This window comes from Bordetella ansorpii, from assembly GCF_900078315.1.
In the GTDB taxonomy this organism is placed as follows: Bacteria; Pseudomonadota; Gammaproteobacteria; order Burkholderiales; family Burkholderiaceae_B; genus Bordetella; species Bordetella ansorpii.
Map to the genome: position 1 here is coordinate 350,913 of NZ_FKBS01000007.1, position 25,549 is coordinate 376,461.

Consider the following 25,549-nt stretch of genomic DNA (forward strand, 5'->3'; position numbering starts at 1 on the left):
GACAGCCGAAAAGATTGACGCGGCATCGGGCCGCGGGACAACCCACTATTGTATGACGGCGCGAAAACACCGCCCACCGGCTGGATGAAGCTCGTTGCGTGGTGCGTCGGGTCACCGGTAAACCCGGCGCTTTCGATGGCCCGGCGTTGGGCTGCCCGCAAGCTTGATTCGGTATGCTCACGGTTTTCTGGAACACGGCGGCGTGGCGCGTATGGCGGTCAAGCGAGCGGGAATACTGAAGCGGTGGCTGGTGGCGGCCGGGCTGGTGCTGGCGGCGGCACAGGGACACGCGCAGGCGCTGCCTCCCGAGCTGTCGGCCATCTGGAAGAAGAGCGGCCTGCCCGACGATTCGCTGTCGCTGGTGGTGCAGGAGATCGGCGGCCCGCGCCTGGCGGCCATCAACGCCACTACGCCGCGCAACCCGGCTTCGGTGATGAAGCTGGTCACCACCTGGGCGGCGCTGTCCGAGCTGGGGCCCAACTACATCTGGCGTACCGAACTGCTGGCCGATCCGGGCATGCGCCCCGATGCCAAGGGTGTGTTGCCCGGCCCGCTGTACCTGCGCGCCGGCGGCGATCCGCAACTGATGCTGCAAGACGTGTGGAACCTGCTGCGCGACCTGCGGTTGCGCGGGGTGAAGCAGATCGGCGACCTGGTCATCGACCGCAGCATCTTCGGCCAGGTGTCCATCGACCCCGGCGCCTTCGACGGCGCGCCCGACCGCGCCTACAACGCCAGCCCGGACGCCCTGATGGTGGGCTTCGGCGCGATGCGCCTGCTGTTCGTGCCCGATGCGGCCAAGCGCCAGTGGGTGCCCTACATCGATCCGCCGCTGCCCGGCGTGCGCATCGAGGGCAAGGTGCAATGGAGCGACGCGCGCTGCCCCGGTCCCCCGGTGGTGACGACCGATCCGGTGATGACCCAACAGGGCGTCTCGCTGCGCGTGGGTGGCACAGTGGCGGGATCCTGCGGCGAATTCAGCCTGTACCGGCTGGCGCTGTCGCAGCCCGAATACGCCCAGGCGGTGTTTCGCCAGTTGTGGACGGACCTGGGCGGCAAGTTCACGGGCCAGGTGCGCGCCGGCCGCGTGCCCGCCGACGCGGTGCTGTTGACGGCCAACGAATCGAAGCCGCTGGGCGAGATCATCCGCACGATCAACAAGCGCAGCAACAACGTGATGGCGCGCACGCTGCTGCTGACGCTGGGTGCCGAGCGCGGCGCGCGTCCGGCCACGGTGGCCAGCAGCGACATGGTGGCGCGTTCGCTGCTGACGGCGCAGGGCCTGAAGATGCCCGAACTGGTGATCGACAACGGCGCCGGCCTGGCCCGCGAGGCGCGGGTGTCGGCGGAAAGCCTGGCCTCGCTGCTGACGCTGGCGTGGTCCTCGCCGTATATGCCCGAATACATGTCATCGCTGGCGATCTCGGGGGTGGACGGCACGGTGCGCCGTCGTCTGCGCGGCAAGGATGCCGAGGGCATGGCGCATCTGAAGACGGGATCCTTGCGCGATGTGCGCGCCATTGCAGGCTATGTGCTGGGGAGCAACGGCAAGCGGTATGTCATCGTCAGCATCGTCAATCATGAGCAGGCCGGGGCGGTGCGGCAGTTCGACGATGCGTTGATTGCCTGGCTGGTGGATCGTCAATAAGTGCTTTGGCGGTGCGCTGGGTAAGTGTTTTTTCGTTGTCTTGGGTGCTTATGTCGCCTCTGGATGGGAGTCCGGGCCGCGCCGGCCAAGTCGTCGGGCTCGGGCGCGCCAGCAGGCGCCCTCGGTCCCGCTGCGCGGGACTGCCCCGACTCCAATTGGCCGGCGCGGCCCGGACTCCCATCCAGAGGCTGGCGTTCGTGCAATGCGGCGGATGCCGCGCCTTCACTGGCCGTGCCGGGAAGGTTTTCCGAGTCGCGACAGCCCGGAATACAAACCCCCCTCTCTCCACTTATTGCGCTCGATCCGTTGCACGCTGCATGCGGCGCTTGTGGCTATTCGTGTTTGCTCGGCGGTGACGAGCCAGGCGGAGGGAGTGGAGACAGCGTGGATGGGAGGAGGGCTTGCCGCAGGGGGAATCGGAAAACATGCGCAGTGGCGCCGCCATCCGCATGCCGTTGCCGCGAAGACCGTCGCATGACGCGGGTGTGAGTCCTCTGTGCGGGATGGGGGCAGTGCCGGCCAATTGGAGGAGGGGCAGCCGCGTAGCGGCCGAGGGCGCCTCGTGGCGCGCCCGAGCCCGACGACTTGGCCGGCACTGCCCCCATCCCGCACAGAGGACGCCTCAAGAACACAGCAAACGCCGGCACAGAAACAGCGCCCCGATGAGAACCCCGCACCGGGCTCCGGTCCCGGCATGCCCGCAACGGGTTAACATCCCGCCCGCCCCACACCCACCGCCATCCTGCCCGGAACCAAGCTACGATATTCCGACGGCACGCTGGCCGGCGCATGCCGTATTCGTATTCCCTGGAGATCCCTGTCATGCCCGTGCATGAAATTCGTCATCCGCTGATCCGCCACAAGCTGGGCATCATGCGGCGCGCCGACCTGAGCACCAAGAGCTTTCGCGAACTGTCGCAGGAAGTCGGCGCGCTGCTGACCTACGAGGCGTCCAAGGACATGCCGCTGATCGAAGCCGAAGTCGAAGGCTGGTGCGGCACCGTCAAGGTCGAGAAGATCGCCGGCAAGAAGGTCACTGTCGTGCCGATTCTGCGCGCCGGCATCGGCATGCTGGATGGCGTGCTCAGCCTGATTCCCGGCGCCAAGGTCAGCGTCGTGGGCGTGGCTCGCAACGAAGAGACCCTCGAAGCGCACACCTACGTCGAGCGCCTGGTGGGCGAGCTCGACCAGCGCCTGGCGCTGATCGTCGATCCCATGCTCGCCACCGGCGGCTCCATGCTGGCCACCATCGACATGCTCAAGCGCGCCGGCTGCCGCGAGATCCGCGCGCTGGTGCTGGTGGCGGCGCCGGTCGGTATCGACGCCGTGCTGGCCAAGCATCCCGACGTCAACATCTACACGGCGTCCATCGATGAACGCCTGAACGAAGATGGCTACATCATCCCCGGCCTGGGCGACGCGGGCGACCGCATTTTCGGTACCAAGCAGAAGAACCACTGAACCGTGCGGCCCGTGACGGCCGCCCGCACTTTTCCGCTCCGTGGCCATGCTGCGCCGCGATGCGGATGCCAGGCGCGCTGTCTTTCCGCGCACGCACACGAACGGCCCGGGGGCGATCGTCTCGGGCCGTTGACTTTGTCCCCGCCCCCTCCTACAGTCAACGCAGGAATTTTCCGCACAGGAAATTTCTTTCAGGCGGCTGCACGACGCTGCCCGATGCTTCGCATTTGTACCTATCAAAACAAGCGGCCACAGGCCGCGCAGGGAGACAAACAGATGCGCATTTCCGCTGTGGTGGCGGCCGTGGCCGTGGCATTCGCCGTGGGCGCCGCCCAGGCCCAGGACGTCGTCCGCCTGGGGGTATCCAACGATCGATCCGGCATCTATGCCGACCTGGGCGGGCTGGGGTCCGAGATGGCCGTGCGCATGGCCGTCGAGGACTTCGACGGCAAGGTCGCGGGCAAGACGGTCGAGGTCATCGGCGCCGACAACCAGAACAAGGCCGACGTGGCCTCGTCGCTGGTGCGGCGCTGGTTCGACACGCAGGGCGTGGTGGCCGTGGTGGACGGCGGGGCCAGTTCCGCCGGGCTGGCGGCGCAAGGCGTGGCGCGCGAGAAGGGCGGCGCCGCGCTGATCAGCGGCGGCTTCGCCGGCGACTTCAGCGGCAAGCAGTGCAGCGAACTGAGCACGCAGTGGGCGCCCGACACCTACGCGCTGGCCAATGCCGTGGTGCGCAGCGTGGTCGACCAGGGCGGCAAGAGCTGGTACTTCATCACCACCGATTACGTGTTCGGCAAATCGATGGAAGCCAACGCGAGCCGCTTCGTGCAGACGGCCGGCGGCAAGGTGCTGGGCAGTACGCGGCACCCGCTGGGCGCGCTGGACTTCGCGTCGTTCCTGCTGCAGGCGCAGTCCTCCGGCGCGGACGTGGTGGGCCTGGCCAGCGCGGGCGGCGACCTGGTCAACCTGATCAAGCAGGCACAGGAATTCGGACTGACGGGCGGCCAGCAGCGCCTGATGACCTTCCTGACTTTCATCAACGACGTGCAGGCCATGGGCCTGCCGGTGGCGCAGGGTTTGACGTTTCCCACAGGCTTCTACTGGGACGCCGACGAGGACACGCGCGCCTGGACCCGCCGCTGGCAGCAGAAGGTGGGCACGACGCGCCCGCCGTCCATCGTGCAGGCGCTGAGCTACGTGTCCACGGTGCACTATCTGCAGGCGGCGCAGGCCGCGGGCACCTTCGACGGCGCGGCGGTCAACCGCAAGATGCGCGAGCGGCCCATCACGACCCGGCTGATCAAGAACGCCCGCGTGCGTCCCGAGGACGGGCGCGTCATCATGGACATGTACCTGGTGGAAGTGAAGAAGCCGGCCGAATCGAAGTACGCCAACGACTTCTACAGGATCCTGTCCACCGTGCCGGGCGAGAAAGTGTTCGTGTCGCTGGCGGAAAGCGAGTGCCCGTCGGTCAAGAAGTAAGAACCAGGAGGCTTTGATGAAGTGCTATTGCGTTGTCAATTTCCGCGAACCGTTGCAGGCGCTGGACCAACCCACGCCGCAGCCGCAGGGAACCCAGGTCTTGCTGAAGGTGCGCGCCGCGGGCGTGTGCCACAGCGACATCCACCTGTGGGAAGGCGGTTACGACCTGGGCCAGGGACGCACGCTGTCGCTGAAAGAGCGGGGCGTGACGCTACCGCTGACGCTGGGCCACGAGACCGTGGGCGAGGTGGTGTCGGCGGGGCCCGATGCACAGGGCCTGGACGAGGGACGCCAGTATCTGGTGTATCCGTGGATCGGCTGCGGCAGCGCCAAGTGCCCGGCCTGCGCGTCCGGCATGGAGAACCATTGCTCCGCGCCGGCGTGCCTGGGCGTGCACCGGCCGGGCGGCTATGCCGAATACATCGTGGTGCCGCATCCGCGTTACCTGATCGACATCGGCGATCTCGATCCCGCCTTGATCGCGCCGTATGCCTGCTCGGGCCTGACCACCTATTCCGCGCTGAAGAAGATCGGCGCCGAGGTGTATACGCAGCGTCCCATCGTCATCTTCGGCGCGGGTGGACTGGGGCTGATGTGCCTGACGCTGATCGAGGCGTTGGGCGGCGCGGGCGCCATCGTGGTCGACATCGATCCGGCCAAGCGCCAGGCCGCATTGGATGCCGGGGCCCTGGCGGCCGTCGATGGCGCGGCGCCGGATGCGGCCCGGCAGATCATCGAAGCGGCGGGCGGTCAACTGCTGGCGGGCGCCATCGACCTGGTCGGCGCGCCGTCCACCACGGGGCTGGCGTTCGACTTCCTGGCCAAGGGCGGCAAGCTGGTCGTGGTGGGCCTGTTCGGCGGCGGCTCGTCGTGGCCCATCGCGCTGATTCCGATGAAGGCCTTGTCCATCATCGGCAGCTACGTGGGCAACCTGGCCGAACTGCGGGAGTTGATGGACCTGGTGCGCGGCGGCAAGGTGGCGTCCGTGCCCGTCACCCGGCATCCGATGGCCGAGGCCGACAGCGTGTTGGCGTCGCTGCGCCAGGGCAAGGTGGTGGGGCGCGCGGTGTTGACGGCGGCGTAGCCGTCCATCATTCCGCCGCGAAAGCGCGCGGGGCTGCCGTGTCGCGCCTCTATCGGCAGGGTCCAGTCTTCAATAAGGATTCCAGGCGGCAGGCCCGAGCGGGACCCTGCCGCGATCAACGTTTCATTCGCCGTGCGCTTCCAGCGACTGGCCGAACCAGTGCAGCTTCGGTGCCAGCGCGGCCACCTCGCCCACGATCAACAGCGCGGGGGCGTGGATGCCGTGCGCGCGCGCGCGCTCGGCCAGATCGGCCAGCGTGCCCGTCACCACCCGCTGCTCGGGCCGGCTGCCGTTCTCGACCAGTGCGAAGGGCGTGTTGGCCGCGCGCCCGTGCGTGATCAGGCGCTCGGACAGGTATTCCAGCTGGCCCACGCCCATGTAGAACGCCAGCGTCTGGCTGCCGCGCGCCAGGCCGTCCCAGTCCAGCGTGTCTTCGTCCTGGCGGCAGTGCGCCGTGACGAAGCGTACCGACTGCGCGTGATCGCGGTGCGTCAGCGGGACGCCCGCATAGGCCGCACAGGCCAGCGCGGCGGTGATGCCGGGCACTACTTCATAGCGCACGCCGTGTTCGCGCAGATATTCGAGTTCCTCGCCGCCGCGGCCGAAGATGAAGGCGTCGCCGCCCTTCAGGCGCACCACGCGGCGGCCGGCCCGCGCATGTTCCACCATCAGCGCGTGGATGCGGGCCTGCGTGGCATCATGGTTTTCGCCGGGCAGCTTGCCCACGGACACACGGTCGGCATCGCGCCGCGCCAGCGCCAGCACGTCGGGGCTGGCCAGACGGTCGTACAGGATGACGTCGGCTTCGTTCAGGGCGCGCAGCGCCTTCAGCGTCAGCAGGCCCGGATCGCCGGGACCGGCGCCCACCAGCACCACGCTGCCAGCCTCCTGCGGCCAGCCGCGGTTCAGCATCTGGACGAGTTCCGCCTCGGCCTGCGCGGGCTGCTGCTGGCGCAGCCAGCCGGCGACCGGGCCATCCAACAGCCAGTCGTAGAAGCGGCGGCGCCGGCCCAGGTCGGGCAGGGCCTCGCGGATGCGCGGACGATGGCGCGCGGCCAGTTCGGCCAGCGGGCCCAGGGTGTGGTCCAGCAGCGATTCCAGGCGCTCGCGCAGGCGGCGCGCCAGTACGGGCGCCACGCCGGAAGACGAGATGGCCAGCACCAGCGGCGAGCGGTCGACGATGGCGGGAACCTGGAACGATGACAGTTCGGCCACGTCGACGACATTACAGAAGATGCGGCGTGCATTGGCGGCGGCCTCGACCGCGGCGTTGACCTCGCGATCATCGGTGGCGGCCACCACCAGCCAGGCGTCGTCCAGCCAGGAAGGTTCGAAATGACCGGCCACGTGATCGATGCCGCCGTCGGCAGCCTGCTGCGCCAGCGCCGCTTCGAGCTCGGGCGCGCCCACGCGCACGGCCGCGCCGGCCTCTTGCAGCGCCATCACCTTGCGGGCCGCCACGCTGCCACCGCCTACCACCAGCACACGCCGGCCTTTCAAGTCGGCAAATATCGGAAAGAGCTTCATCGGGAATAACCAGGCGCGGACCACAACGATCCGCAGGATACCCGGGATCATAGGAAGCTCGGCTACATCCCTACAACGTCTGATTTATTGGATTGATATTTCCGCAGGTTATTTGTTGGTATGGCCGCGTCATTCGCTGACGCCGGCATTGTTGCGCTGCGGCACGGAAACAGTGCGGTGGCACCGGACCGCGCACCGCTTCTGTGCGTCGAGTCCGAGCCCGGCAGCAGTGGGGAGGTGGGGTTTTCTGGTAAGTCTATGAACAAAAAAGGAAAAAACAAGAAAATAAAAACTGGCACAGCGATTGCTTAAGGAAGGTTGGACGGCCAAGAAAGCCCTCCGCCTCAGCATTGCAGTCAGGAACAACGGCGTTCCGCAACGTCCCGGTCAACAGGCTCCGGTACGTGCGGAGCGTTTTTTTTTGCCACGGCGTTATTTCCGGAGCCTCGACGATGTCTGTTTCTCGCCTTACCGCCAAGCCGCCTTTCCCTGGTACGCCGGCCGCCGACTCGTCGGCCGCCAACCCGCAACGCCGCCGGTGGCTGGCCGGCGCCGCGGGCGCAAGTGTGCTGACCCTGGTCGATCCGCTGGTGCGCGCCGGCGCCTGGGCCGCGGGTAGCGACGCGCCCGAGAAGCCCGAGGTGCGCATCGGCTTCATCCCGCTGACCGATTGCGCCTCGGTGGTGATGGCCTCGGTGATGGGCTTCGACAAGAAGCACGGCGTGAAGATCGTGCCGAGCAAGGAGGCGTCTTGGGCCTCCGTACGCGACAAGCTGGCCAACGGCGAGCTGGACATGGCGCATGTCCTGTACGGCCTGCTCTACGGGCTGCACCTGGGCGTGGGCGGTCCCAAGAAGGACATGGCCGTGCTGATGAGCCTGAACCAGAACGGCCAGGGCATCACGCTGTCCAGCAAGTTGCTTGCGGCCGGCGCGCGCGACGGCGAGTCGCTGGCCAAGGTCATGGCCGGCGACAAGCGCGACTACACCTTCGCGCAGACCTTTCCCACCGGCACGCACGCGATGTGGCTGTACTACTGGCTGGCCGCGTACGGCATCGATCCGTTCCGCGACGCGCGCGCCATCACCGTGCCGCCGCCGCAGATGGTGGCCAACATGCGCGTGGGCAACATGGACGGCTTCTGCGTGGGCGAACCCTGGGGCGCGCGGGCCATCATGGACAAGATCGGCTTCACCGCCTGCACCACGCAGCAGATCTGGACAGACCACCCCGAGAAGGTGCTGGGCACCACGTCCGATTTCGTGCAGCGCAATCCCAACACCGCGCGTGCCGTCACGGCGGCCATCCTCGAGGCGGGAAAATGGATCGACGCCTCGCCCGAGAACCGCCGCAAGACGGCCGAGACCATCGCCGCGCGCGCCTACGTGAACACCGAGGCGGAGGGCATCGTCGACCGCATGCTGGGCCGCTACGAGGACGGCCTGGGCAAGAAGTGGGACGACGCGCACGCCATGCGCTTCTACGGCAACGGCGAGGCCAATTTCCCGTACCTCAGCGATGGCATGTGGTTCCTGACGCAGCACAAGCGCTGGGGCCTGCTGAAAGAGCACCCCGACTACCAGGCCGTGGCGCGCCAGGTGAACCGCATCGACATCTACAAGCAGGCCGCCACGGCGGCGGGCGCGGCGCTGCCCGCGTCCGAGACGCGCAAATCCACCCTGATCGACGGCGTGGTCTGGGACGGCAGCAACCCCGCCGCCTACGCCGACGGTTTCAAGATCAAGGCAGCCTGACATGTCCACTTCCGTCATGACGTCCTCCCCCTCCCAGTCCCTGCCCACGGCGGCGCCATCGGCCGCGGCCGCCGCGCGCACCCCGTTCCTGCGCGAGGCCTACGAACCCGCCGCCCGCCGCGCGATCGGCGCCGTGGCCGGATTCGCGGTGTTCGTGCTGATGTGGCAATGCATCTCGCTGCTGGTGCCCGAGATTCCCACTCCGGGCAAGACGTGGCACGCGGCGGTGCAGCTGTTCGCCGATCCCTTCTATGACAACGGCCCCAACGACAAGGGCGTGGGCTGGAACGTGCTGGCGTCGCTGCGGCGTGTGGGCCTGGGTTTCGGCCTGGCCGCGCTGGTAGGCATTCCCGCGGGCTTCATCATGGGCCGCTATGCGATGGCCGGCGCCATGGCCTCGCCCATCGTCAGCCTGCTGCGCCCGGTCTCGCCGCTGGCCTGGCTGCCGCTGGGGCTGCTGCTGTTCAAGGCGGCCGATCCCGCGGCGATCTGGGCCATCTTCATCTGTTCGATCTGGCCCATGGTGATCAATACCGCGGCCGGCGTGGCGCGCGTGCCGCAGGACTACCTGAACGTGGCGCGGGTGCTGAACCTGTCCGAATGGAAGGTGGTGACGCGCGTGCTGCTGCCCGCGGTGCTGCCCTACATCCTGACCGGCGTGCGCTTGTCCATCGGCACGGCCTGGCTGGTGATCGTGGCCGCCGAGATGCTGACGGGCGGCACGGGCATCGGCTTCTGGCTGTGGGACGAATGGAACAACCTGAAGGTGGAGCACATCGTGGTCGCCATCTTCGTGATCGGCATCGTCGGGCTGCTGCTGGAGCTCGCGCTGCTGCGGATCGCACGCCGGTTCGCCTACGAGGAGTGACACCATGCAGAAATCCCTGCGTATCGAGAACGTCGGCCAGGTCTTCAGCACGCGCGGCAAGCCCTTCGTGGCGTTGCGCGACATCGACCTGACCGTCGACACCGGCGAGTTCGTCACGCTGATCGGCCATTCCGGCTGCGGCAAATCGACGCTGCTGAACCTGATCGCCGGCCTGGCGCGGCCCACCTCGGGCGTGCTGCTGTGCGCCGAGCGCGAGATCACCGGACCCGGACCGGACCGCGCGATGGTGTTCCAGAACCATTCGCTGCTGCCGTGGCTGACCTGCTTCCAGAACATCCACCTGGCCGTGGAAAGCGTGTTCGGCGGCCGCGAAAGCCGGGCGCAGCAGGACGAGCGCGCGCAGGCCGCGCTGGATCTGGTGGGACTGACGGCGGCGCGCGACAAGCTGCCGCGCGAGATCTCCGGCGGCATGAAGCAGCGCGTGGGCATTGCGCGCGCGTTGGCCATCGAGCCGCGTGTGCTGCTGATGGACGAACCGTTCGGCGCCCTGGATGCGCTGACGCGCGCCCACCTGCAGGACGAATTGCTGCGCATCGTGGCCAAGACGCGCAGCACGGTCGTCATGGTGACGCACGACGTGGACGAGGCCGTGCTGTTGTCCGACCGCATCGTCATGCTGACCAACGGGCCCGCGGCCACCATCGGCGAGATCCTGCCGGTGGACCTGCCGCGTCCGCGCGACCGCGTGGCGCTGGCGGGCGATCCGGCCTACCAGGCGTGCCGCGCGGGCGTGGTGGACTTTCTGTACCGGCGTTACGCGCATCCCGCGCACGCCTGAACGCAGCGCCAGGAGAGGATGCGATGAAGCAACGTCTGGTGGTGATCGGCAACGGCATGGCCGGCGTACGCACGCTGGAAGAACTGCTGAAGCAGGCGCCCGATCTGTACGACATCACGGTGTTCGGCGCCGAGCCGCATCCCAACTACAACCGCATCCTGCTGTCGCCGGTGCTGGCCGGCGAGCAGGCCTTCCAGGACATCGTGCTGAACGACCTGGACTGGTACCGCCAGCATGGCATCGACCTGAAACTGGATTGTCCCGCGGTGCGGATCGACCGCGCGCGCCGCGTAGTGCATGGCGCCGATGGCTCGCAGTCGCCGTACGACAAGCTGCTGCTGGCCACGGGCTCGCATCCGTTCGTGCTGCCCGTGCCCGGCCGCGACCTGCACGGCGTGGTCGGCTTTCGCGACATCGGCGATGTGCAGTGCATGATCGCGGCCGCGGCGCGGGGGGGCGATGCCGTGGTGATCGGTGGCGGCCTGCTGGGCCTGGAGGCCGCCAACGGCCTGGCGATGCGCGGCATGCGGGTCTCGGTGGTGCACCTGGGCCACGCATTGCTGGACCGCCAGCTGGATGGCCATGCGGCCGCGTTGCTGCAGCAGAGCCTGCACGCTCGCGGCCTGGCGTTCCTGCTGGCGAAACAGACCGAAGCCTTGCTGGACGATGGCCGCGGCCATGTCCGCGGCGTGCGTTTCGCCGATGGACAGGAAATTCCCGCGGATCTGGTCGTGATGGCGGCGGGGGTGCGTCCCAATACCGAGCTTGCCGAGCAATGCGGCCTGCAGGTTCATCGGGGCGTGGTCGTCAGCGACACCCTGCAGACCTACGATCCGCGCATCTACGCCGTGGGCGAATGCGCCAGCCATCGCGGCGCCTGTTATGGCCTGGTCGCGCCGCTGTTCGAGCAGGCGCGCGTGGCCGCCAATCATCTGGCGCTGCACGGCATCGGCCGTTATGCGGGCAGCGTGACGTCGACCAAGCTCAAGGTCACGGGCATCGATCTGTTCTCTGCAGGGGATTTCTCGGGCCAGGCCGGTGCGGAACTGATCACCCTGTCCGACACCACCACGGGCGTCTACAAGAAACTGGTGGTGAAGGACGACAAACTGGTGGGCGCCTGCCTGTATGGCGATACCGCGGACGGCGCGTGGTACTTCCGGCTGATCCGAGAGGGCCTGCCCATCGGGGGCTTGCGTGATGCGTTGATGTTCGGCGAGGACGAGGCCAGGGAGGCCAGCGCGGCATGAGTGCAGGGATTTCCATCACGCGTGCCGATGTCCAGGCGCATACGGTCTCGTCCGTCTGCTGTTATTGCGGCACCGGCTGCGGCGTGCGCGTGCAGGCAAGCGGCGACCAGGTCCTGTCCGTCACCGGCGACGCGGATCATCCATCGAGCCAGGGCAGGCTGTGCAGCAAGGGCCGCACGCTGGCCGACACCGTGCGGCGCGATGCCGCCCGGGTGCGCGAGGCCGAATGGCGGCCCAGGCGCGACGCGGCGCGCGCGCCCCTGGCGTTGGACGATGCACTGGACCTGGCCGCCGGGCGCCTGGCCGAGACCATCCGCCGGCACGGGCCGGACGCGGTGGGCTTCTACCTGTCCGGCCAGTTGCTGACCGAGGACTACGCCGTCTTCAACAAGCTGGCGCGCGCGCTGGTCGGCACCAACAACATCGACACGAACTCGCGGCTGTGCATGTCCAGCGCGGTGTCGGGCTACAAGAAGACGCTGGGCGCCGATGCGCCGCCGGCCTGTTACGACGATCTGGACCGCGCCGACATGGTGCTGATCGCGGGCTCGAACATGGCGTACGCGCACCCGGTGCTGTTCCGCCGGCTGGAGGCCGCAAAGGCCGCACGGCCGGACATGAAGATCGTGGTGGTCGATCCGCGCCGCACCGATACCGCCGGCATCGCCGATCTGCACCTGGCCATCGCGCCGGGCAGCGACGTGGCCCTGTTCCTCGCCATGATGAATGTGATGGAGCGCGAGGACCTGATCGATCGGGACTACATCGCGCGCCACACGGCGGGTTTCGATGCGCTGCGGGCGCGCATCGACGCCTATGCCCCGCAGGTGGCGCAGGCGCTGTGCGGCGTGCCGGCCGCGGACATCGCGCAGGCCGCCCGCTGGTTCGGCCGGGCTGGCGCCGCGCTGTCGCTGTACACCATGGGACTGAATCAATCCGCGAACGGCACGGCCAAGAACGCGGCGCTGATCCATCTGCACCTGGCCACGGGCCAGATCGGCCGGCCGGGCGCCGGGCCGTTTTCGCTGACCGGCCAGCCCAATGCCATGGGCGGCCGCGAGGCGGGCGGCATGGCGACCCTCCTGCCGGGCCACCGCGATCCGTCCGATGCGGCGCACCGCGCGGAAGTGGCCGCTGCCTGGGGCGTGGAGGCCTTGCCGGATACGCCGGGCCTGCCGGCCGTGCAGATGTTCGACGCCGTGCGGGAAGGGCGTGTGAAGGTGCTGTGGATCGCGGCCACCAACCCGGCGCAGTCGCTGCCCGACCAGGCGCGCGTGCGGCAGGCCCTGCAGGCGGCCGAGTTCGTCATCGTGCAGGAGGCCTTCGCCAACACCGAGACGCTGGCCTATGCCGACCTGGTGCTGCCCGCGGCCACCTGGCCGGAGAAGAACGGCACTGTGACGAATTCCGAGCGCCGCATCAGCCGCGTGCGCGCGGCCATCGCGCCGCCGGGCAGCGCGCAGGCCGACTGGAGGCTGGCGTGCGGCGTGGCGCGCCGCCTGGCCGCACGGATCGCCCCGCACAAGGCGGCGCTGTTCGATTATGCGGACGAAGCCGCCGTGTTCGCCGAGCATGCGGCCCTGACCGAGGGCCGCGACCTGGACTACAGCGCGGTGGATTATGCGGCGCTGGAGCAGGGGCCGCGCCAATGGCCGGTGCGCGGCGGCCACGACACGGCGCGCCTGTATGCCGATGGCCGCTTCCCGACGCCGGACGGACGCGCGCGCTTCATCGACGTGGACCATGTGCCCGTGGCCGACCCCGTCAGCGACGAATTTCCCCTGCGCCTGACCACGGGCCGCCTGCGCGACCACTGGCACACCATGGCCCGCACCGGCCTGTCCGCCACACTGGTGCAGCACGTCGAGGAGCCCTGGATTTCGCTGCATCCCCAGGATATGGCGAGCCTGGATCTGGCCGAGGACGCGCTGGTGCGCGTGCGTTCGCGGCGGGGCGCCGTGGTGCTGCCGGCCCGCGCGGACGAGGGGCTCGCGCCCGGCCACGCATTCCTGCCCATGCATTGGGGCAGCGGCTTCATGGCCGGCGATGGCGTCAACGCCTTGACCCATCCCGCGCGCGATCCCGTGTCGCACCAGCCCGAGTTGAAGCATAGCGCGGTGGATGTGGCGGGGGCGCCGTTGCCCTGGCAGGCGATGGCCTGGGTTCGAGGCGACGCGGCCATGCTGCGGCAGGCGTTCATGCCCTGGCTTGCGCGCTTTCCCTACGCGGTATTGTTGCCGTCCGCGCTGGGCGGAGGCGGCCTGAGGCTGCGCATGGCCGCCGAGGCGGCGCCTGCCGCCGACGTGCTGGAGGAACTGGCGCGGGCGCTGCGCCTGGCCCGGCCCACGGCGGCTTTCGACGATCCCGCGCGTGGCGTGCTGCGCCGCGCCGGCCTGGACGAGGCGCGCCGGCCCGATGCATTCCTGCTGGCGGGCGATGCGCGCGCCCAGCCGGGCATGCTGGCCTGGGCCGACAGCGGCGAGGCGCCCGCCGGCCTGGCGCGCCTGCTGATGGGCCGCGGCGGCGCGGCGAAGCGGGCGCGCACGGTCTGTGCCTGCATGGGCGTGACCGATGCCGCCATCGAGTCCGGCATCGCTGCCGGACTCGACCTGGCCGGGTTGAAGACGCAACTGGGTTGCGGCACGGGTTGCGGCTCCTGCGTGCCCGAGATCCGGGGCATGCTGCAGCGCCGCCCCCCGGTACTCGTTCAGCCGCCAGGCCGCGCTATTTGAAGTCCGCGGCCGGGTTGTCTCCGCCGTAGATGCCGCCGCTTCCGTAGTCGCTGGTGGGCACTTCGATCTTGATCTTGGTGGCGTCGACTTCCGGCGCATCGCCCTTGTAGTGCATCACGAGGCCGGGGAAGGCCATGACCGCGGCCACCATGGCCAACTGGATGACGATGAACGGCACCGAACCCCAATAGATCTGGCCGGTGGTCACGGGCTCGATGGTCTGGCCCGTGACCCGGTCGCGGTAGCGGCTCTTGGGGGCGACCGAGCGCAGGTAGAACAGCGCGAAGCCGAACGGCGGATGCATGAATGACGTCTGCATGTTGACGGCCAGCAGCACGCCGAACCAGATCAGGTCGATGCCCAGCTTGTCCGCCACCGGCCCCAGCAGCGGGACGATGATGAAGGCCAGTTCGAAGAAATCCAGGAAGAAGGCGAGGACGAAGGTGAGTATGCTGACGGCGATCAGGAAACCCATCTCGCCGCCCGGCAGGCCCACCAGCAGGTGCTCCACCCACAGGTCGCCGTTCACGCCGCGGAAGGTCAGGCCGAACACCGTGGAGCCGACCAGGATGAACACCACGAAGGTGGACAGCTTGGTCGTGGTGTCCATGGCCTGCTTCAGCAGGGACAGGCTCAGGCGGCCGCGTATCAGCGCCATGATGATCGCACCCACCGCGCCCATGGCGCCGCCTTCCGTCGGGGTGGCCACGCCGATGAAGATCGTGCCCAGCACCAGAAAGATCAGGAACAGCGGGGGAATCATCACGAAGGTGACGCGCTCGGCCAACTTCGAAAGCAGCCCCAGCTTCAGCAGGCGATTCGAGCCGGCGATGATGAACGCAGTCAGGCCCCAGATCAGCAGGGACAGGACGATCTTCTCGTCAACGGGGGCGGCCTCCGACTCGATGAATTCGGTGAGCAGGTAGGCCGACAGCGCGGAGATTCCCATCAGCACGCCCAGCGAGCGGTCGCCGCGGCGGCCGTTCGGCTCTTTGAAGGCGCGCGCCGACTCGGGCAGCGCCGGGGCCGAACTCGGCTTCAGGTAGGACATCAGCACGACGTACGCCACATAGGTGCCTGCCAGCAGGAAGCCGGGCAGGATGGCGCCGCGGTACATGTCGCCGATGGAGCGGCCCAGCTGGTCGGCCAGGATGATCAGCACCAGCGAGGGCGGGATGATCTGCGACAGCGTGCCCGAGGCCGCGATGATGCCCGTGGCCAGGCGCCTGTCGTAGCCATAGCGCAGCATGATCGGCAGCGAGATCAATCCCATGGAGATGACCGAGGCCGAGACCACGCCCGTGGTGGCCGCGAGCATCGCGCCCACGAACACGACCGCGATGGCCAGCCCGCCGCGGACGGTGCCGAAGAGCTGGCCGATCGTCTCCAGCAGGTCTTCGGCCATGCCGGAGCGTTCGAGGATCAGCCCCATGAAGGTGAAGAACGGGATGGCCAGCAGGGTGTCGTTGGATATGATCCCGAAGACCCGTTGCGGCAGCGCCTGGAACAGTGCGGCGTTCAGCAGCCCGAGTTCCATGCCGATCAGGCCGAACAGGATGCCGTTGGCGGCCAGCGCGAATGCGACCGGGAAGCCCAGCAGCAGGAACACCACCAGGGTGGCGAACATGATGGGCGCCATGTTTGCGATGAAGAATTCCATGATCAGCGTCCTTTCCCTGCGCTTTCTGCGGTGGCGGCCTGGGCTTCGCGCATGCGGGCCTCCTCGGCGATCTCCTGTGCCAGCGCCTCTTCGGCGGAGACGCCTTCGTCGCGTGCGCCCGGATCGGCGCAGCGTCCCATCAGGAAGCCCACGCACTTGATCAGGTGCGACAGGCCGGCAAGCACCAGCAGGGCGAAGCCCACGGGGATCATCAGCTTGACGGGCCAGCGCACCAGCCCGCCGGGATTGGAGGACTGCTCGTTGGTGAGATACGAATCCATGAACATCGGCCACGATAGCCAGAGGATCAGCAGGCAGGCCGGCATCAGGAAGAAGATGACGCCGAAGACTTCGATATAGATCTGGGTGCGGCGCGGCAGGCGCGAGGCCAGCACATCCACGCGCACGTGCTCGTTGCGCAGCAGCGTATAGCCGGCCGCCAGCAGGAACAGGGCACCGAACAGGTACCACTGCAGTTCCAGCCAGGCGTTGGAGCTGGTGTTGAAGAGCTTTCTGACGACGGCATTGCCGGCGCTGACGAGCACGACGATCAAGGTCAGCCACGTCACCGCGCGGCCCACCACCGTGTTGATCGCGTCGATCAAACGGGAGAGAGCGAGCAGGGCATTCATGATGCAATCCAGTCCGCGTAGCGGACGTTCGAGAGGAGGGAGGGGCAAAGGTCGGCGCGCCCCCGCACGGCGGCGCGCCGTGGCAAGGCTTACTTGCCGCGCTTGATGGTGCCCATGTAGCTGTCGTAGCTGCCTTCGGCGACACGGAACCACGGCAGTTCGTTGTCGCGGAAGTCGCGCATGCTTTCGTAGACCTTCTTGAACATCGGGCTCTTGCCGCTCAGTTCGTCATAGAGCTTGACCGACTCGGCGTAGCAGGCGTCCAGCACCGACTTGGGGAAGGGCTTGAGCTGGGCGCCGCCCGCGATCAGCCGGCGCAGCGCCGCGGGGTTTTCGGCGTCGTACTTGGCGATCATGTCGTTGGTGGCGGCGGCGCAGGCCTGCGCCAGCACGGCCTGGTAGTGCTTGGGAAGCTTGTTGTAGGCTTCCTGGTTGACGTAGAGCGACACCTGGAGCGTGCCTTCCCACCAGCCGGGGAAGTAGTAGTGGGGCGCCACTTTGTTGAAGCCCAGCTTCTCGTCGTCGTACGGGCCGATCCATTCGGCCGCATCGATCGTGCCCTTTTCCAGGGCAGGGTAGATGTCGCCGCCGGCAATCTGTTGCGGCACCACGCCCAGGCGCGACAGGACGGCGCCGGCGAAGGCGCTGACGCGGAACTTCAGCCCCTTGAGGTCGTCGACCGACTTGATCTCCTTGCGGAACCAGCCGCCCATCTGGGTACCGGAGTAGCCGCAGGGGAAGTTGACGATGTTGTAGCTCTTGAACACCTCGCGCATCAGCGACAGTCCGTCGCCGTGCCGCATCCAGGCGTTCATCTGGCGCGTGTTCAGGCCGAAGGGCACCGCGGCGTCGAAGCTCAGGACGGGGTCCTTGCCGTAGTAATAGTAGGACGCGCTGTGGCCGGCCTCGACGGTGCCGTTCTGCACGCCATCGAGGACCTGCAGCGCCGGGACGATCTCACCGGCGGGAAAGGTGCGGATGGTGAACTTGCCGTTGGTGGCCTCGGAGACGTACTTGCCCACGCTTTCGCCGCCCGAGTAGATGGCATCGGCGCTGCGCGGGAAGCTGGACGCCAGCCGCCACGCGATGGCAGGCGTATCCTGGGCGATGGCCGGCGCGGCGAGCGTGGCGCCGCCGGCTGCGGCTCCGAGGGTGGCTTTTTTGAGGAACGAACGGCGCTGCATGATGGCAAGTCTCCTGGTTGGCTCGGGTAAGCCCGTTTGAGTATCGACGTGTTTGGTGGACACTGCGCCGGCGTTCAGGGTGGCGAAAGACGGCTATTTTGTTGTGGCCTGGAATATATAGAGAAACGCTCTCGCAGCGAACTAAGTAAATACCCTTGTTTCCGGTCAATACTGAAATGTCCCGCACGATTCTTGCGGTGTAGTATCGGAACAGCCGTCCACCACGTGGGCGCGTCTATATATATATTGCGGGAGCGGTTTTGTGGCGATGAAAAAGGTTTTGCATGCTTTCCTGCCGGTGGCCGCCGCGCTGGCCGCCGTCTGCGGCGCCGCACAGGCTGGCGTGTGCGATGCGCCTTTCATGCACGACGGCGGGCAGGTGCAACTGACCGGCAAGGGCAACATCGCGCTGGGCGCCGACCTGGCCTTTGCAGAGGTCGCCAAGCAAAGCGGCAGCCAGTGCCGCGCGCGCATCACGGGCACGGCCTCGTTCGGCTATGCGGGCCTGCCGCCGGGCAAATCCAGGCTGGATTACCTGATGACGGTCAAGAACGGCCAGGCCACGTTCGTGCGCTACGACAAGGCCGGCGAACAGCCGCAGGAAGCGGGCCAGTTCGATCTGCGCATGCTTGGCCTGTTCGCCTACGGCGGCGTCACGGGCGAGGGCCAGCGCCTGCCAGGCGCCAATTACCGGCTGAACATCGGCCGCGACGCCCCGGTGGGCGGCCGCCCCAGCACCACCGTGCGCATCGGCGAGAAGCGCGTGGGCAAGCGCCAGAACCTGGATACGCCGGTGGGCAGCTATTCGTGCTGGCCCATCACCTACACGCGCGATACCGATCCGACCATGGCCACCTTCAAGGGGCTGACCCTGCCGATTCCGGGCTTGAACACCACCGTCACTGACTGGTTCTGCCCGAAGGTCGACATGGTGATGCGCCAGGATATCGAGCAGCCGGGCAACGTGAAATCCGTGGTCGAGATCACGCAAATGAAGTAGCGGTTGCATGCCGTAGCAAGACTGTCCCTGCTTTTGCGCGGGTCGCTGGTATCATCGACCTGCCCTTTGACTCTTACCGAGGAGCCCAGCATGAATTCGAGAAGATCCGACGAAGTCGCGAAAGAGAAAGAAAAGCTGATCGACAGTGTGAAGACCAGCCTGAACGACGCCGAGAATCTGCTGCGCGAAGCCGCCGGCACCACCGGCGACAAGGCCGCCGAACTGCGCGATCGCGCCATGGTCTCGCTCAAGCGCACCCGTGAGGCGCTGCACGACGCGCAAGACGCCGTACTGGAGCGTGGCCGCCGCGCGGCACGCGCCACCGACGACTACGTGCACGACAATCCCTGGCAAGCCATCTCGATCGCGGGCGTGACCGGCCTGCTGGTCGGCTTGCTGATCAGCCGCCGCTAAGCCGGCCTGGACGCACGGCCGGCGCAAGCTGGCCGCGTGTCCGCCCCTGGCTCCTACATGAGTTTGCGTAGATCCGTCATCGGTGTGGCGTCCAGTCTGGTCGGACTGCTGCGTACGCGCCTCGAATTGTTCGGCCTCGAAGCGGCCGAGGAAAAGTCGCGCCTGGTCAAGCTTCTGGCCATGGCCTTCGGCGCCCTGCTGTTCCTGACGCTGGCGGTGCTGGTGGTCACCATCGCGATCGCCGTGGCCGTGTGGCCCACCGAGCAGCGGTACATGGCGCTGGGTTGCCTGGCCGGCGTCTATGCCCTGATCGGCGTGGGGCTGCTGATGACCGTGCGCCGCCTGCTGGTGCATGACCCGTCGCCGTTCGCGGCCACCCTCGATGCGTTGCAGCAGGACGTGGCCATGCTCGAGCGCGTGCGGGTCGACGACGATGATTACGACGCGCCCGGCCACGACCGCGCGCAGGAGCGCTGAGCCATGGCCCGCATCACTCCCGCCGTCGAACGCCAGGTGCGCATCGAAATGCTGCGCGCCCGTGCGGCCCTCGAACGAGAAACCCTGGCCCAGCGCCTTATCGAAACCGGCCATGACCTGGCGCCGTCCAATCTCATCCGCAGCCTGCTGCCTTCCAGCGTGGCCGGTCTGGTGAGCGGCGGCGGCGCCAAGACCGGCGCGTCCCTGCTCTGGCAGGCGGTGTCGCTGGCCCGGCGTTATCCCATCGTCAGTTCCACGGTGTCGTCGGTCCTGCTGGGGGGCGGCAAGCGCCGTGGCCTGCTGAAGGTGGCCGGCGCCGGCCTGGCCGGCTGGCAACTGTTCAAAGCTTGGCGCGCGTCGAAGAAAGACGACGAGGCCGCCCGCGACCCCGCCGCCGCGCCGCCCGCACGGCACGGCAAATAAGGCGCGGCAAGCAAAGCAGCCCCCGAAAGGGGGCTTCTTCGTTGTGGCCCGATTCCCCGCCTGTGTGCCCCGGGCTCCTTTTGGCGTCAACAGGCCCTACAGCCCCAGGTCGCCCCACATCGCATCGACGCGTTGCTTCACGTCGTCGTCCATGCGGATCGGCGTGCCCCATTCGCGGTCGGTCTCGCCGGGCCACTTGTTGGTGGCGTCCAGCCCCATCTTGCCGCCCAGCCCGGACACCGGCGAGGCGAAGTCGAGGTAGTCGATGGGCGTGCGGTCGACCAGCACCGTGTCGCGCACCGGATCCATGCGGGTCGTCATGGCCCAGACCACTTCCTTCCAGTCGCGCGGATCGATGTCCTCGTCCACCACCACGATGAACTTGGTGTACATGAACTGGCGCAGGATGCTCCACAGCCCGAACATCACACGCTTGGCGTGGCCGGCGTACTGCTTGCGGATGGACACCACCGCCAGGCGGTAGCTGCAGCCCTCGGGCGGCAGGTAGAAGTCGACGATCTCGGGCAACTGGCGGCGCAGCAGCGGCACGAACACTTCGTTCAACGCCACGCCCAGCACGGCGGGTTCGTCCGGCGGCTTGCCCGTGTAGGTGGAGTGGTAGATGGGGTTGCGCCGCATGGTGATGCGGTCCACGGTGAACACCGGGAACCAGTCCTGCTCGTTGTAGTAGCCGGTGTGGTCGCCATAGGGGCCTTCCAGCGCCATCTCGTAGCCGGTGTCGGGCGGCGGATTCACGCCGTCGGGTACGGTGGGCGCCACGGCGCGCGGATCGCTGGCGGGCAGCAGATGGCCTTCCAGCACGATCTCGGCCCAGGCCGGCACGGACAGTTCGCTGCCCAGCGCCTGAGCCACCTCGGTGCGCGAACCGCGCAGCAGGCCGGCGAACTGGTACTCCGACAGCGTGTCGGGCACCGGCGTGACAGCGCCCAGGATGGTGGCCGGATCGGCGCCCAGCGCTACCGCCACGGGAAAGGGCGTGCCGGGATGCGCCTGCGCATGGTCGCGGAAATCGAGCGCGCCGCCGCGATGCGACAGCCAGCGCATGATCAGCTTGTTGCGCGCGATGGGTTGCTGGCGATAGATGCCCAGGTTCTGGCGGCGCGCATTGGGGCCGCGCGTGATCACCAGGCCCCAGGCCAGCAGCGGGGCCACGTCGCCGGGCCAGCAGGTCTGGATGGGCAGGCGCGACAGGTCGACGTCGTTGCCTTCCCAGACGATTTCCTGCGAGGCCGGGCTGCGTACGCGCTTGGGCGCCATGTCCCACAGCGCGGCCTTCAGCATGGACACCTTGGCGAAGGCGTCGCGCAGGCCGCGCGGCGGTTCGGGCTCGCGCAGCGAGGCCAGCAGTTCGCCGGTTTCGCGCAGCGCCCCGACGTCCTCGGCGCCCATGCCCCAGGCCACGCGGCGCGGCGTGCCGAACAGGTTGGCCAGCACCGGCATGCCGGCCGGCGCATCGTCGTGCCGTGCATTCTCGAACAGCAGCGCGGGGCCGCCGGCGCGCAGCACGCGGTCGGCGATCTCGGTCATTTCCAGCTTCGTGGAAACGGGCGTGGCGATGCGCTTGAGCTCGCCACGGCGTTCGAGCTGGTCGATGAAATCTCGGAGGTCTCGGTACTTCACTGCGGGGGTCCCGGGAATTTGGTTACATATGTGTCTGTGATGAGAGGTTAACATCCACCCCTTCACTTCTTTACGCAGGAGGTCGTCATGCCCGATGCGTCAGTGGCCGCCGTCCGCCGGCTGGCCCAAGGAGTGCACCGCCAAATGGCCGAATGGCTGCGCATCTGCTCTGTATACCTGGGCATCGCAGTCATTGTCACGGTCAGCATGGGATTCGCGTTGCCCGGTCTGCGAGACCAGGCATTGCAGGTGCACAAAGCCTTGCTGACCGCCCTGGCTCCTACATCCGCGCTGAACGCTCTGGAGTCTGACCTGAACCCCGAAACGGGGCTCGAAGCCGCAACCGCCGTCGCCATGGCGGTACCCGCCGCGCCCGCCAGCAATGCCACCGGCCTGCTGGGCCCGCTGGGTAGCGACAAACCGGCCGCCGCCAAAGCCGCGGCAGCCAAGCGCAACACCCCGGCCGGCACGTCCGGCGCCCAGGTGGAAGCGCTGCGCAACTATATCTCGCGCAAGTACAAGGTGGCGTATGACGCGACCGGTGTGCTGGTGAATACGGCGTATCGCGTCGGCCGCGAGCAGCGCATCGATCCGCTGCTGCTGCTGGCCGTGATCGCCATCGAGTCGCGCTACAACCCCTTCGCCGAAAGCTCGGTGGGGGCGCAAGGCCTGATGCAGGTCATGACGCGCGTGCACCAGGACAAGTTCGATGCCCTGGCCGATTCCGGCCGCAAGAGCACCGCGCTGGATCCGGTGGCCAACATTCATGTCGGCACCACGATCCTGCGCGACTGTATCGACCGCCGCGGCTCCGTGTCCGCCGGCCTGGCGTGCTATGTCGGCGCGTCCGGCCTGGACGACAACGGCTACGGCGCCAAGGTGCAGGCCGAGCGCCGCCGCCTGGCGCTGGCCTCGGGCATCGCGCTGGCGCGCGATTGACCCTCGGCTGGCTGCCACCCTTCGCCTGAATCGTTGCCCATCGGGCGTGTGCCCTACAGCACGCGCCCGATGCGCGCGACCGCCTCCTGCAGGCGGTCCAGTCCGGTGGCGTACGAGAATCGCATCGTGTGCGCGCCGTGCGCCGGGCCGAAGTCGACCCCGGGCACCGCAGCGACGCCGGCTTCGTGCAGCAGGCGTTTCGAGAACGCCGTGCTGTCCACGCCCAGCGTCGTCAGGTCCGCGTAGATGTAGAACGCGCCGTCCGGGCGCACCGGCACCGGCAGGCCCATCCGCTCGAATTCGGGCAGCAGGTAGTCGCGCCGCTGGCGGAAGGCCTCGCGGCGCTGTTCGTAGATCTTCAGCGTGGCCGGGGCGAAGCAGGCCAGGGCCGCATGCTGCGCCAGCGTGGGCGCGCAGATCGCCAGGCTGGCCGCCATTTTCTCGACGGTGCCGGCAATGGCTTGCGGCACGATCATCCAGCCCAGGCGCCAGCCCGTCATGTGGAAATACTTCGAGAAGCTGTTGATGACGATGACGTCGTCGTCGAGGGTCAGCGCCGAGCGCGGCTGGCCTTCGTAGGACAGGCCCAGGTAGATTTCATCGACGATGGCGTAGCCGTTGCGTTCGCGCACCGCGGCCAGCAGTTCGGCCAGTTCCGCCGGCGCGATGGAGGTGCCGGTGGGGTTGCTGGGCGAGGCCACCAGCACGCCCTGGGTGGCCTCGCCCCAATGCCCGCGCACGTCCGCGGCCGACAGCTGGAAGCGCTTGGCCGCGCTGCTGGGAATCAGCCGCGGGCGGCCGCCCGCCGACAGCACGAAATTGCTGTTGGCGGGATACGAGGGATCGGGCATCAGCACTTCGGCGCCCGGATTGACCAGCGCGGCGCAGGCCAGGGCCAGCGCGCCCGAGGCGCCCGCGGTGACGATGACGCGCGAAGGGTGTACCGCCGCGCCGAACTCGCTTGCGTAGAATGCGGCGATGGCCTCGCGCAGCGCCATCAATCCGGCCGGGGCGGTGTAGCCGCTGTGGCCCGACGCGGCGGCGCGCTGCAGGGCTTCCACGACCTGGGGCGGGGCAGTGAAATCCGGCTCGCCGATGCCCAGGCTGACGATGTCGCGTCCGGCGGCCGTCAGGGCCTGGGCTTCTTTGAACAGCTCGACGACGTGGAATGTCAGGAAGTCTTCGGTGCGTGAGGCGAGGCGTGGCATGGAATGGTTCTCGGCGAAAAAAGGATTGTAGTCATGCAGTCATCGCGGCGCGCTTTCCTGCTTGGACGACGGCCGGCCCGCACGGCCTGGGACGAACTGCGCGCGCGGCTGGCGCGCGTCGCGCAGGGCGCGCTGCGCGACGCCGGCCCGCGCCGGGCGCATCTGGCGGCGAGCGATGCGGCCGACGTGCGCCAGGCCCGCGCGCTGTGCGCCGAGTACGGCGCGGTGCTGGCGCTGGCGGGCACGCCACCGGCCCTGCGGTCCGCCCACGATGCCGAACCGCCCATGCTGGTGGTGGATCCTTCCGCCCTGAATACCCTGGCGCGCGCCGGGCAGGCCTGGCGTGCCGGCCCCGGCTGCCTGGCGGGCGATCTGGCCAACGTGGGCCTGCGCCAATTCGCCGACGCACCGCGGGACCAGACCCTGGCGCTGTGGCTGGCGCGGTCGGGCGCCTGGCCCACCGGCCAGACCGCCGCCAGCGGCGTGCGCGAACTGGACGTGCTGCTGGCCGATGGCAGCGCCGAGACCCTGGGGCCGTTCGGCCAGGACGACCTGCGGCCGCTGCGCACGGCCACGGTGCAACGGCTGATTCCGGCGTTGTTCCAACTGGGGGGCGGCGCCGATGCGGCAAGCTGCCTGGCGGCGCGGCAATGGCCTGGCCGATATCGGCTGGATGCCTTGCGGCCCGTCGCCCCGCATGGCGTCAATCTGGCGCATCTGCTGCTGGGGCATGAAGGGACGCTGGGCTGGGTCGAGGGGGCTACGCTGGTTCCCGCGCCCGAGACGCCGAGGGCATCGGCCACGGTTGCCGCATCGGCGCCGGATTCGGCAATGGCTGGCGACGCGTCCGTCCTCCCCGCATCGGCCGCCCGGCGGCTCGATCTGCGCATCGCGGAATGCTTCGATCCGGCGGGCCTGTACGGCGCGTCTTGATCCACGCGGCCTGCGCGGCGCGCTCATCGCGAGACGCGCCCGGTGAGCCGCAGGCCGTTTGCGCCGCGGTGCATTGCAACATCGCAAGTATCGTGAAAGGCGAGAGTAAGATAGCGCGAGATTCCCGCGCCCACCCAAGGCGCTCCTCTTTCCGTGCCGGCCTGGCGGATCCTGGCGCCGGCATTGCGGACCCCGCGGCTGCAGCCCATCGCCGCACGCGGACACGAGGCCAGAGTCACCGCATTCCTCCCTTCAACCTTGTCGGACATCGCCAGCCCCACATGGATGCCAACTTTCGCAAGGCCGCTCTCGAATACCACGAGCACGGCCGCCCGGGAAAGATCTCGGTCACGCCCACCAAGCAACTCTCCAACCAGCGCGACCTGGCGCTGGCCTACTCGCCCGGCGTGGCCGCGGCCTGTGAGGAAATCGT

20 protein-coding genes and 1 pseudogene are annotated in these 25,549 nt (G+C 68.3%); 15 read left to right on the forward strand and 6 right to left on the reverse strand.

Annotated features, from left to right (window positions below):
• The first annotated feature begins 211 nt into the window (after nt 1-211).
• From dacB to A7W11_RS03990, 4 genes are all read left to right on the forward strand, one after another.
• A complete protein-coding gene (gene dacB, locus A7W11_RS03975) occupies nt 212-1,648 on the forward strand; it encodes a D-alanyl-D-alanine carboxypeptidase/D-alanyl-D-alanine endopeptidase (RefSeq protein ID WP_066408460.1) in 1,437 nt (478 codons plus the stop codon).
• Nucleotides 1,649-2,470: 822 nt separating this feature from the next.
• On the forward strand, nt 2,471-3,109 hold the full coding sequence (gene upp, locus A7W11_RS03980) for a uracil phosphoribosyltransferase (RefSeq protein WP_066408462.1): 639 nt from the start codon (nt 2,471-2,473) through the stop codon (nt 3,107-3,109).
• A 276-nt stretch (nt 3,110-3,385) separates the two neighbouring features.
• Complete coding sequence (locus A7W11_RS03985) at nt 3,386-4,591, forward strand: ABC transporter substrate-binding protein (protein WP_066408639.1); 1,206 nt, start codon at nt 3,386-3,388, stop codon at nt 4,589-4,591.
• 16 nt (nt 4,592-4,607) lie between these two features.
• Nucleotides 4,608-5,675, forward strand: coding sequence for an alcohol dehydrogenase (locus A7W11_RS03990; protein ID WP_066408464.1), 1,068 nt, complete (start codon nt 4,608-4,610; stop codon nt 5,673-5,675).
• A gap of 123 nt (nt 5,676-5,798) precedes the next feature.
• Here the strand turns inward: A7W11_RS03990 and cysG are convergent, their stop codons facing one another.
• Entirely contained in the window at nt 5,799-7,202 is a 1,404-nt protein-coding gene (cysG, locus tag A7W11_RS03995) for a siroheme synthase CysG (RefSeq protein WP_066408467.1), read from the reverse strand.
• A gap of 452 nt (nt 7,203-7,654) precedes the next feature.
• On the opposite strand from cysG, the gene A7W11_RS04000 reads away from it, so the two are divergent.
• The 5 genes and pseudogenes from A7W11_RS04000 to A7W11_RS04020 all read left to right on the forward strand — a co-directional run bounded on the left by A7W11_RS04000 (nt 7,655) and on the right by A7W11_RS04020 (nt 14,605).
• Nucleotides 7,655-8,956, forward strand: coding sequence for a CmpA/NrtA family ABC transporter substrate-binding protein (locus A7W11_RS04000; protein ID WP_066408470.1), 1,302 nt, complete (start codon nt 7,655-7,657; stop codon nt 8,954-8,956).
• Between the two features lies 1 nt (nt 8,957).
• Nucleotides 8,958-9,824 carry a nitrate ABC transporter permease gene (gene ntrB / locus A7W11_RS04005; RefSeq protein ID WP_235816794.1) on the forward strand — a complete coding sequence of 289 codons (867 nt, stop codon included), beginning with the start codon at nt 8,958-8,960 and terminating at the stop codon, nt 9,822-9,824.
• 4 nt (nt 9,825-9,828) lie between these two features.
• A complete protein-coding gene (locus A7W11_RS04010; RefSeq protein WP_066408473.1) occupies nt 9,829-10,623 on the forward strand; it encodes an ABC transporter ATP-binding protein in 795 nt (264 codons plus the stop codon).
• Between the two features lie 23 nt (nt 10,624-10,646).
• A pseudogene (locus A7W11_RS04015) lies at nt 10,647-11,843 on the forward strand (NAD(P)/FAD-dependent oxidoreductase); the annotation flags it as partial.
• Nucleotides 11,844-11,869: 26 nt separating this feature from the next.
• Nucleotides 11,870-14,605 (forward strand): nitrate reductase, encoded by a 2,736-nt coding sequence (locus tag A7W11_RS04020; protein WP_066408480.1) that lies wholly within the window; start codon nt 11,870-11,872, stop codon nt 14,603-14,605.
• On the opposite strand, the gene A7W11_RS04025 is transcribed toward A7W11_RS04020, so the two are convergent.
• The 3 genes from A7W11_RS04025 to A7W11_RS04035 all read right to left on the reverse strand — a co-directional run bounded on the left by A7W11_RS04025 (nt 14,598) and on the right by A7W11_RS04035 (nt 18,081).
• On the reverse strand, nt 14,598-16,265 hold the full coding sequence (locus A7W11_RS04025) for a TRAP transporter large permease (RefSeq protein ID WP_066408485.1): 1,668 nt from the start codon (nt 16,263-16,265) through the stop codon (nt 14,598-14,600). The genes A7W11_RS04020 and A7W11_RS04025 overlap by 8 nt on opposite strands.
• 2 nt (nt 16,266-16,267) lie before the next feature.
• The gene (locus A7W11_RS04030) at nt 16,268-16,897 is read right to left on the reverse strand and encodes a TRAP transporter small permease subunit (protein WP_066408487.1); all 630 of its coding nucleotides are present in this window, start codon (nt 16,895-16,897) and stop codon (nt 16,268-16,270) included.
• A gap of 89 nt (nt 16,898-16,986) precedes the next feature.
• The gene (locus tag A7W11_RS04035; protein WP_066408490.1) at nt 16,987-18,081 is read right to left on the reverse strand and encodes a TRAP transporter substrate-binding protein; all 1,095 of its coding nucleotides are present in this window, start codon (nt 18,079-18,081) and stop codon (nt 16,987-16,989) included.
• 268 nt (nt 18,082-18,349) lie between these two features.
• Between A7W11_RS04035 and A7W11_RS04040 the strand changes: the two genes are divergently transcribed.
• From A7W11_RS04040 to A7W11_RS04055, 4 genes are all read left to right on the forward strand, one after another.
• Nucleotides 18,350-19,081: a hypothetical protein gene (locus tag A7W11_RS04040; RefSeq protein ID WP_066408492.1), complete on the forward strand. Its 732-nt coding sequence runs from the start codon at nt 18,350-18,352 to the stop codon at nt 19,079-19,081.
• A 90-nt stretch (nt 19,082-19,171) separates the two neighbouring features.
• Nucleotides 19,172-19,495, forward strand: a complete 324-nt coding sequence (locus A7W11_RS04045; RefSeq protein WP_066408500.1) for an ElaB/YgaM/YqjD family protein — start codon at nt 19,172-19,174, stop codon at nt 19,493-19,495.
• Nucleotides 19,496-19,552: 57 nt separating this feature from the next.
• Nucleotides 19,553-19,972 (forward strand): phage holin family protein, encoded by a 420-nt coding sequence (locus tag A7W11_RS04050; RefSeq protein WP_066408503.1) that lies wholly within the window; start codon nt 19,553-19,555, stop codon nt 19,970-19,972.
• A gap of 3 nt (nt 19,973-19,975) precedes the next feature.
• A complete protein-coding gene (locus A7W11_RS04055) occupies nt 19,976-20,395 on the forward strand; it encodes a hypothetical protein (protein WP_066408507.1) in 420 nt (139 codons plus the stop codon).
• A 96-nt stretch (nt 20,396-20,491) separates the two neighbouring features.
• Here the strand turns inward: A7W11_RS04055 and ubiD are convergent, their stop codons facing one another.
• A complete protein-coding gene (gene ubiD, locus A7W11_RS04060; RefSeq protein ID WP_066408510.1) occupies nt 20,492-22,036 on the reverse strand; it encodes a 4-hydroxy-3-polyprenylbenzoate decarboxylase in 1,545 nt (514 codons plus the stop codon).
• 87 nt (nt 22,037-22,123) lie between these two features.
• Between ubiD and A7W11_RS04065 the strand changes: the two genes are divergently transcribed.
• Nucleotides 22,124-22,975, forward strand: a complete 852-nt coding sequence (locus A7W11_RS04065) for a lytic transglycosylase domain-containing protein (RefSeq protein WP_066408515.1) — start codon at nt 22,124-22,126, stop codon at nt 22,973-22,975.
• Between the two features lie 53 nt (nt 22,976-23,028).
• On the opposite strand, the gene A7W11_RS04070 is transcribed toward A7W11_RS04065, so the two are convergent.
• Nucleotides 23,029-24,183 (reverse strand): pyridoxal phosphate-dependent aminotransferase, encoded by a 1,155-nt coding sequence (locus tag A7W11_RS04070; protein WP_066408519.1) that lies wholly within the window; start codon nt 24,181-24,183, stop codon nt 23,029-23,031.
• 33 nt (nt 24,184-24,216) lie between these two features.
• Here A7W11_RS04070 and A7W11_RS04075 point away from each other — a divergent pair, with 33 nt between their 5' ends.
• Entirely contained in the window at nt 24,217-25,116 is a 900-nt protein-coding gene (locus tag A7W11_RS04075) for a hypothetical protein (RefSeq protein ID WP_066408521.1), read from the forward strand.
• Nucleotides 25,117-25,549 lie beyond the last annotated feature (433 nt).

Coding starts and splice junctions, on each gene's coding strand:
- ntrB (WP_235816794.1), top strand. CDS start 8,958: ATGTCCACTTCCGTCATGACGTCCTCCCCCTCCCAGTCCCTGCCCACG.
- upp (WP_066408462.1), top strand. CDS start 2,471: ATGCCCGTGCATGAAATTCGTCATCCGCTGATCCGCCACAAGCTGGGC.
- A7W11_RS04075 (WP_066408521.1), top strand. CDS start 24,217: ATGCAGTCATCGCGGCGCGCTTTCCTGCTTGGACGACGGCCGGCCCGC.
- A7W11_RS04055 (WP_066408507.1), top strand. CDS start 19,976: ATGGCCCGCATCACTCCCGCCGTCGAACGCCAGGTGCGCATCGAAATG.
- dacB (WP_066408460.1), top strand. CDS start 212: ATGGCGGTCAAGCGAGCGGGAATACTGAAGCGGTGGCTGGTGGCGGCC.
- A7W11_RS03985 (WP_066408639.1), top strand. CDS start 3,386: ATGCGCATTTCCGCTGTGGTGGCGGCCGTGGCCGTGGCATTCGCCGTG.
- A7W11_RS04040 (WP_066408492.1), top strand. CDS start 18,350: ATGAAAAAGGTTTTGCATGCTTTCCTGCCGGTGGCCGCCGCGCTGGCC.
- A7W11_RS04070 (WP_066408519.1), bottom strand. CDS start 24,183: ATGCCACGCCTCGCCTCACGCACCGAAGACTTCCTGACATTCCACGTC.
- A7W11_RS04045 (WP_066408500.1), top strand. CDS start 19,172: ATGAATTCGAGAAGATCCGACGAAGTCGCGAAAGAGAAAGAAAAGCTG.
- A7W11_RS04065 (WP_066408515.1), top strand. CDS start 22,124: ATGCCCGATGCGTCAGTGGCCGCCGTCCGCCGGCTGGCCCAAGGAGTG.
- A7W11_RS04000 (WP_066408470.1), top strand. CDS start 7,655: ATGTCTGTTTCTCGCCTTACCGCCAAGCCGCCTTTCCCTGGTACGCCG.
- A7W11_RS03990 (WP_066408464.1), top strand. CDS start 4,608: ATGAAGTGCTATTGCGTTGTCAATTTCCGCGAACCGTTGCAGGCGCTG.
- A7W11_RS04020 (WP_066408480.1), top strand. CDS start 11,870: ATGAGTGCAGGGATTTCCATCACGCGTGCCGATGTCCAGGCGCATACG.
- A7W11_RS04035 (WP_066408490.1), bottom strand. CDS start 18,081: ATGCAGCGCCGTTCGTTCCTCAAAAAAGCCACCCTCGGAGCCGCAGCC.
- A7W11_RS04010 (WP_066408473.1), top strand. CDS start 9,829: ATGCAGAAATCCCTGCGTATCGAGAACGTCGGCCAGGTCTTCAGCACG.
- A7W11_RS04025 (WP_066408485.1), bottom strand. CDS start 16,265: ATGGAATTCTTCATCGCAAACATGGCGCCCATCATGTTCGCCACCCTG.
- A7W11_RS04030 (WP_066408487.1), bottom strand. CDS start 16,897: ATGAATGCCCTGCTCGCTCTCTCCCGTTTGATCGACGCGATCAACACG.
- A7W11_RS04050 (WP_066408503.1), top strand. CDS start 19,553: ATGAGTTTGCGTAGATCCGTCATCGGTGTGGCGTCCAGTCTGGTCGGA.
- cysG (WP_066408467.1), bottom strand. CDS start 7,202: ATGAAGCTCTTTCCGATATTTGCCGACTTGAAAGGCCGGCGTGTGCTG.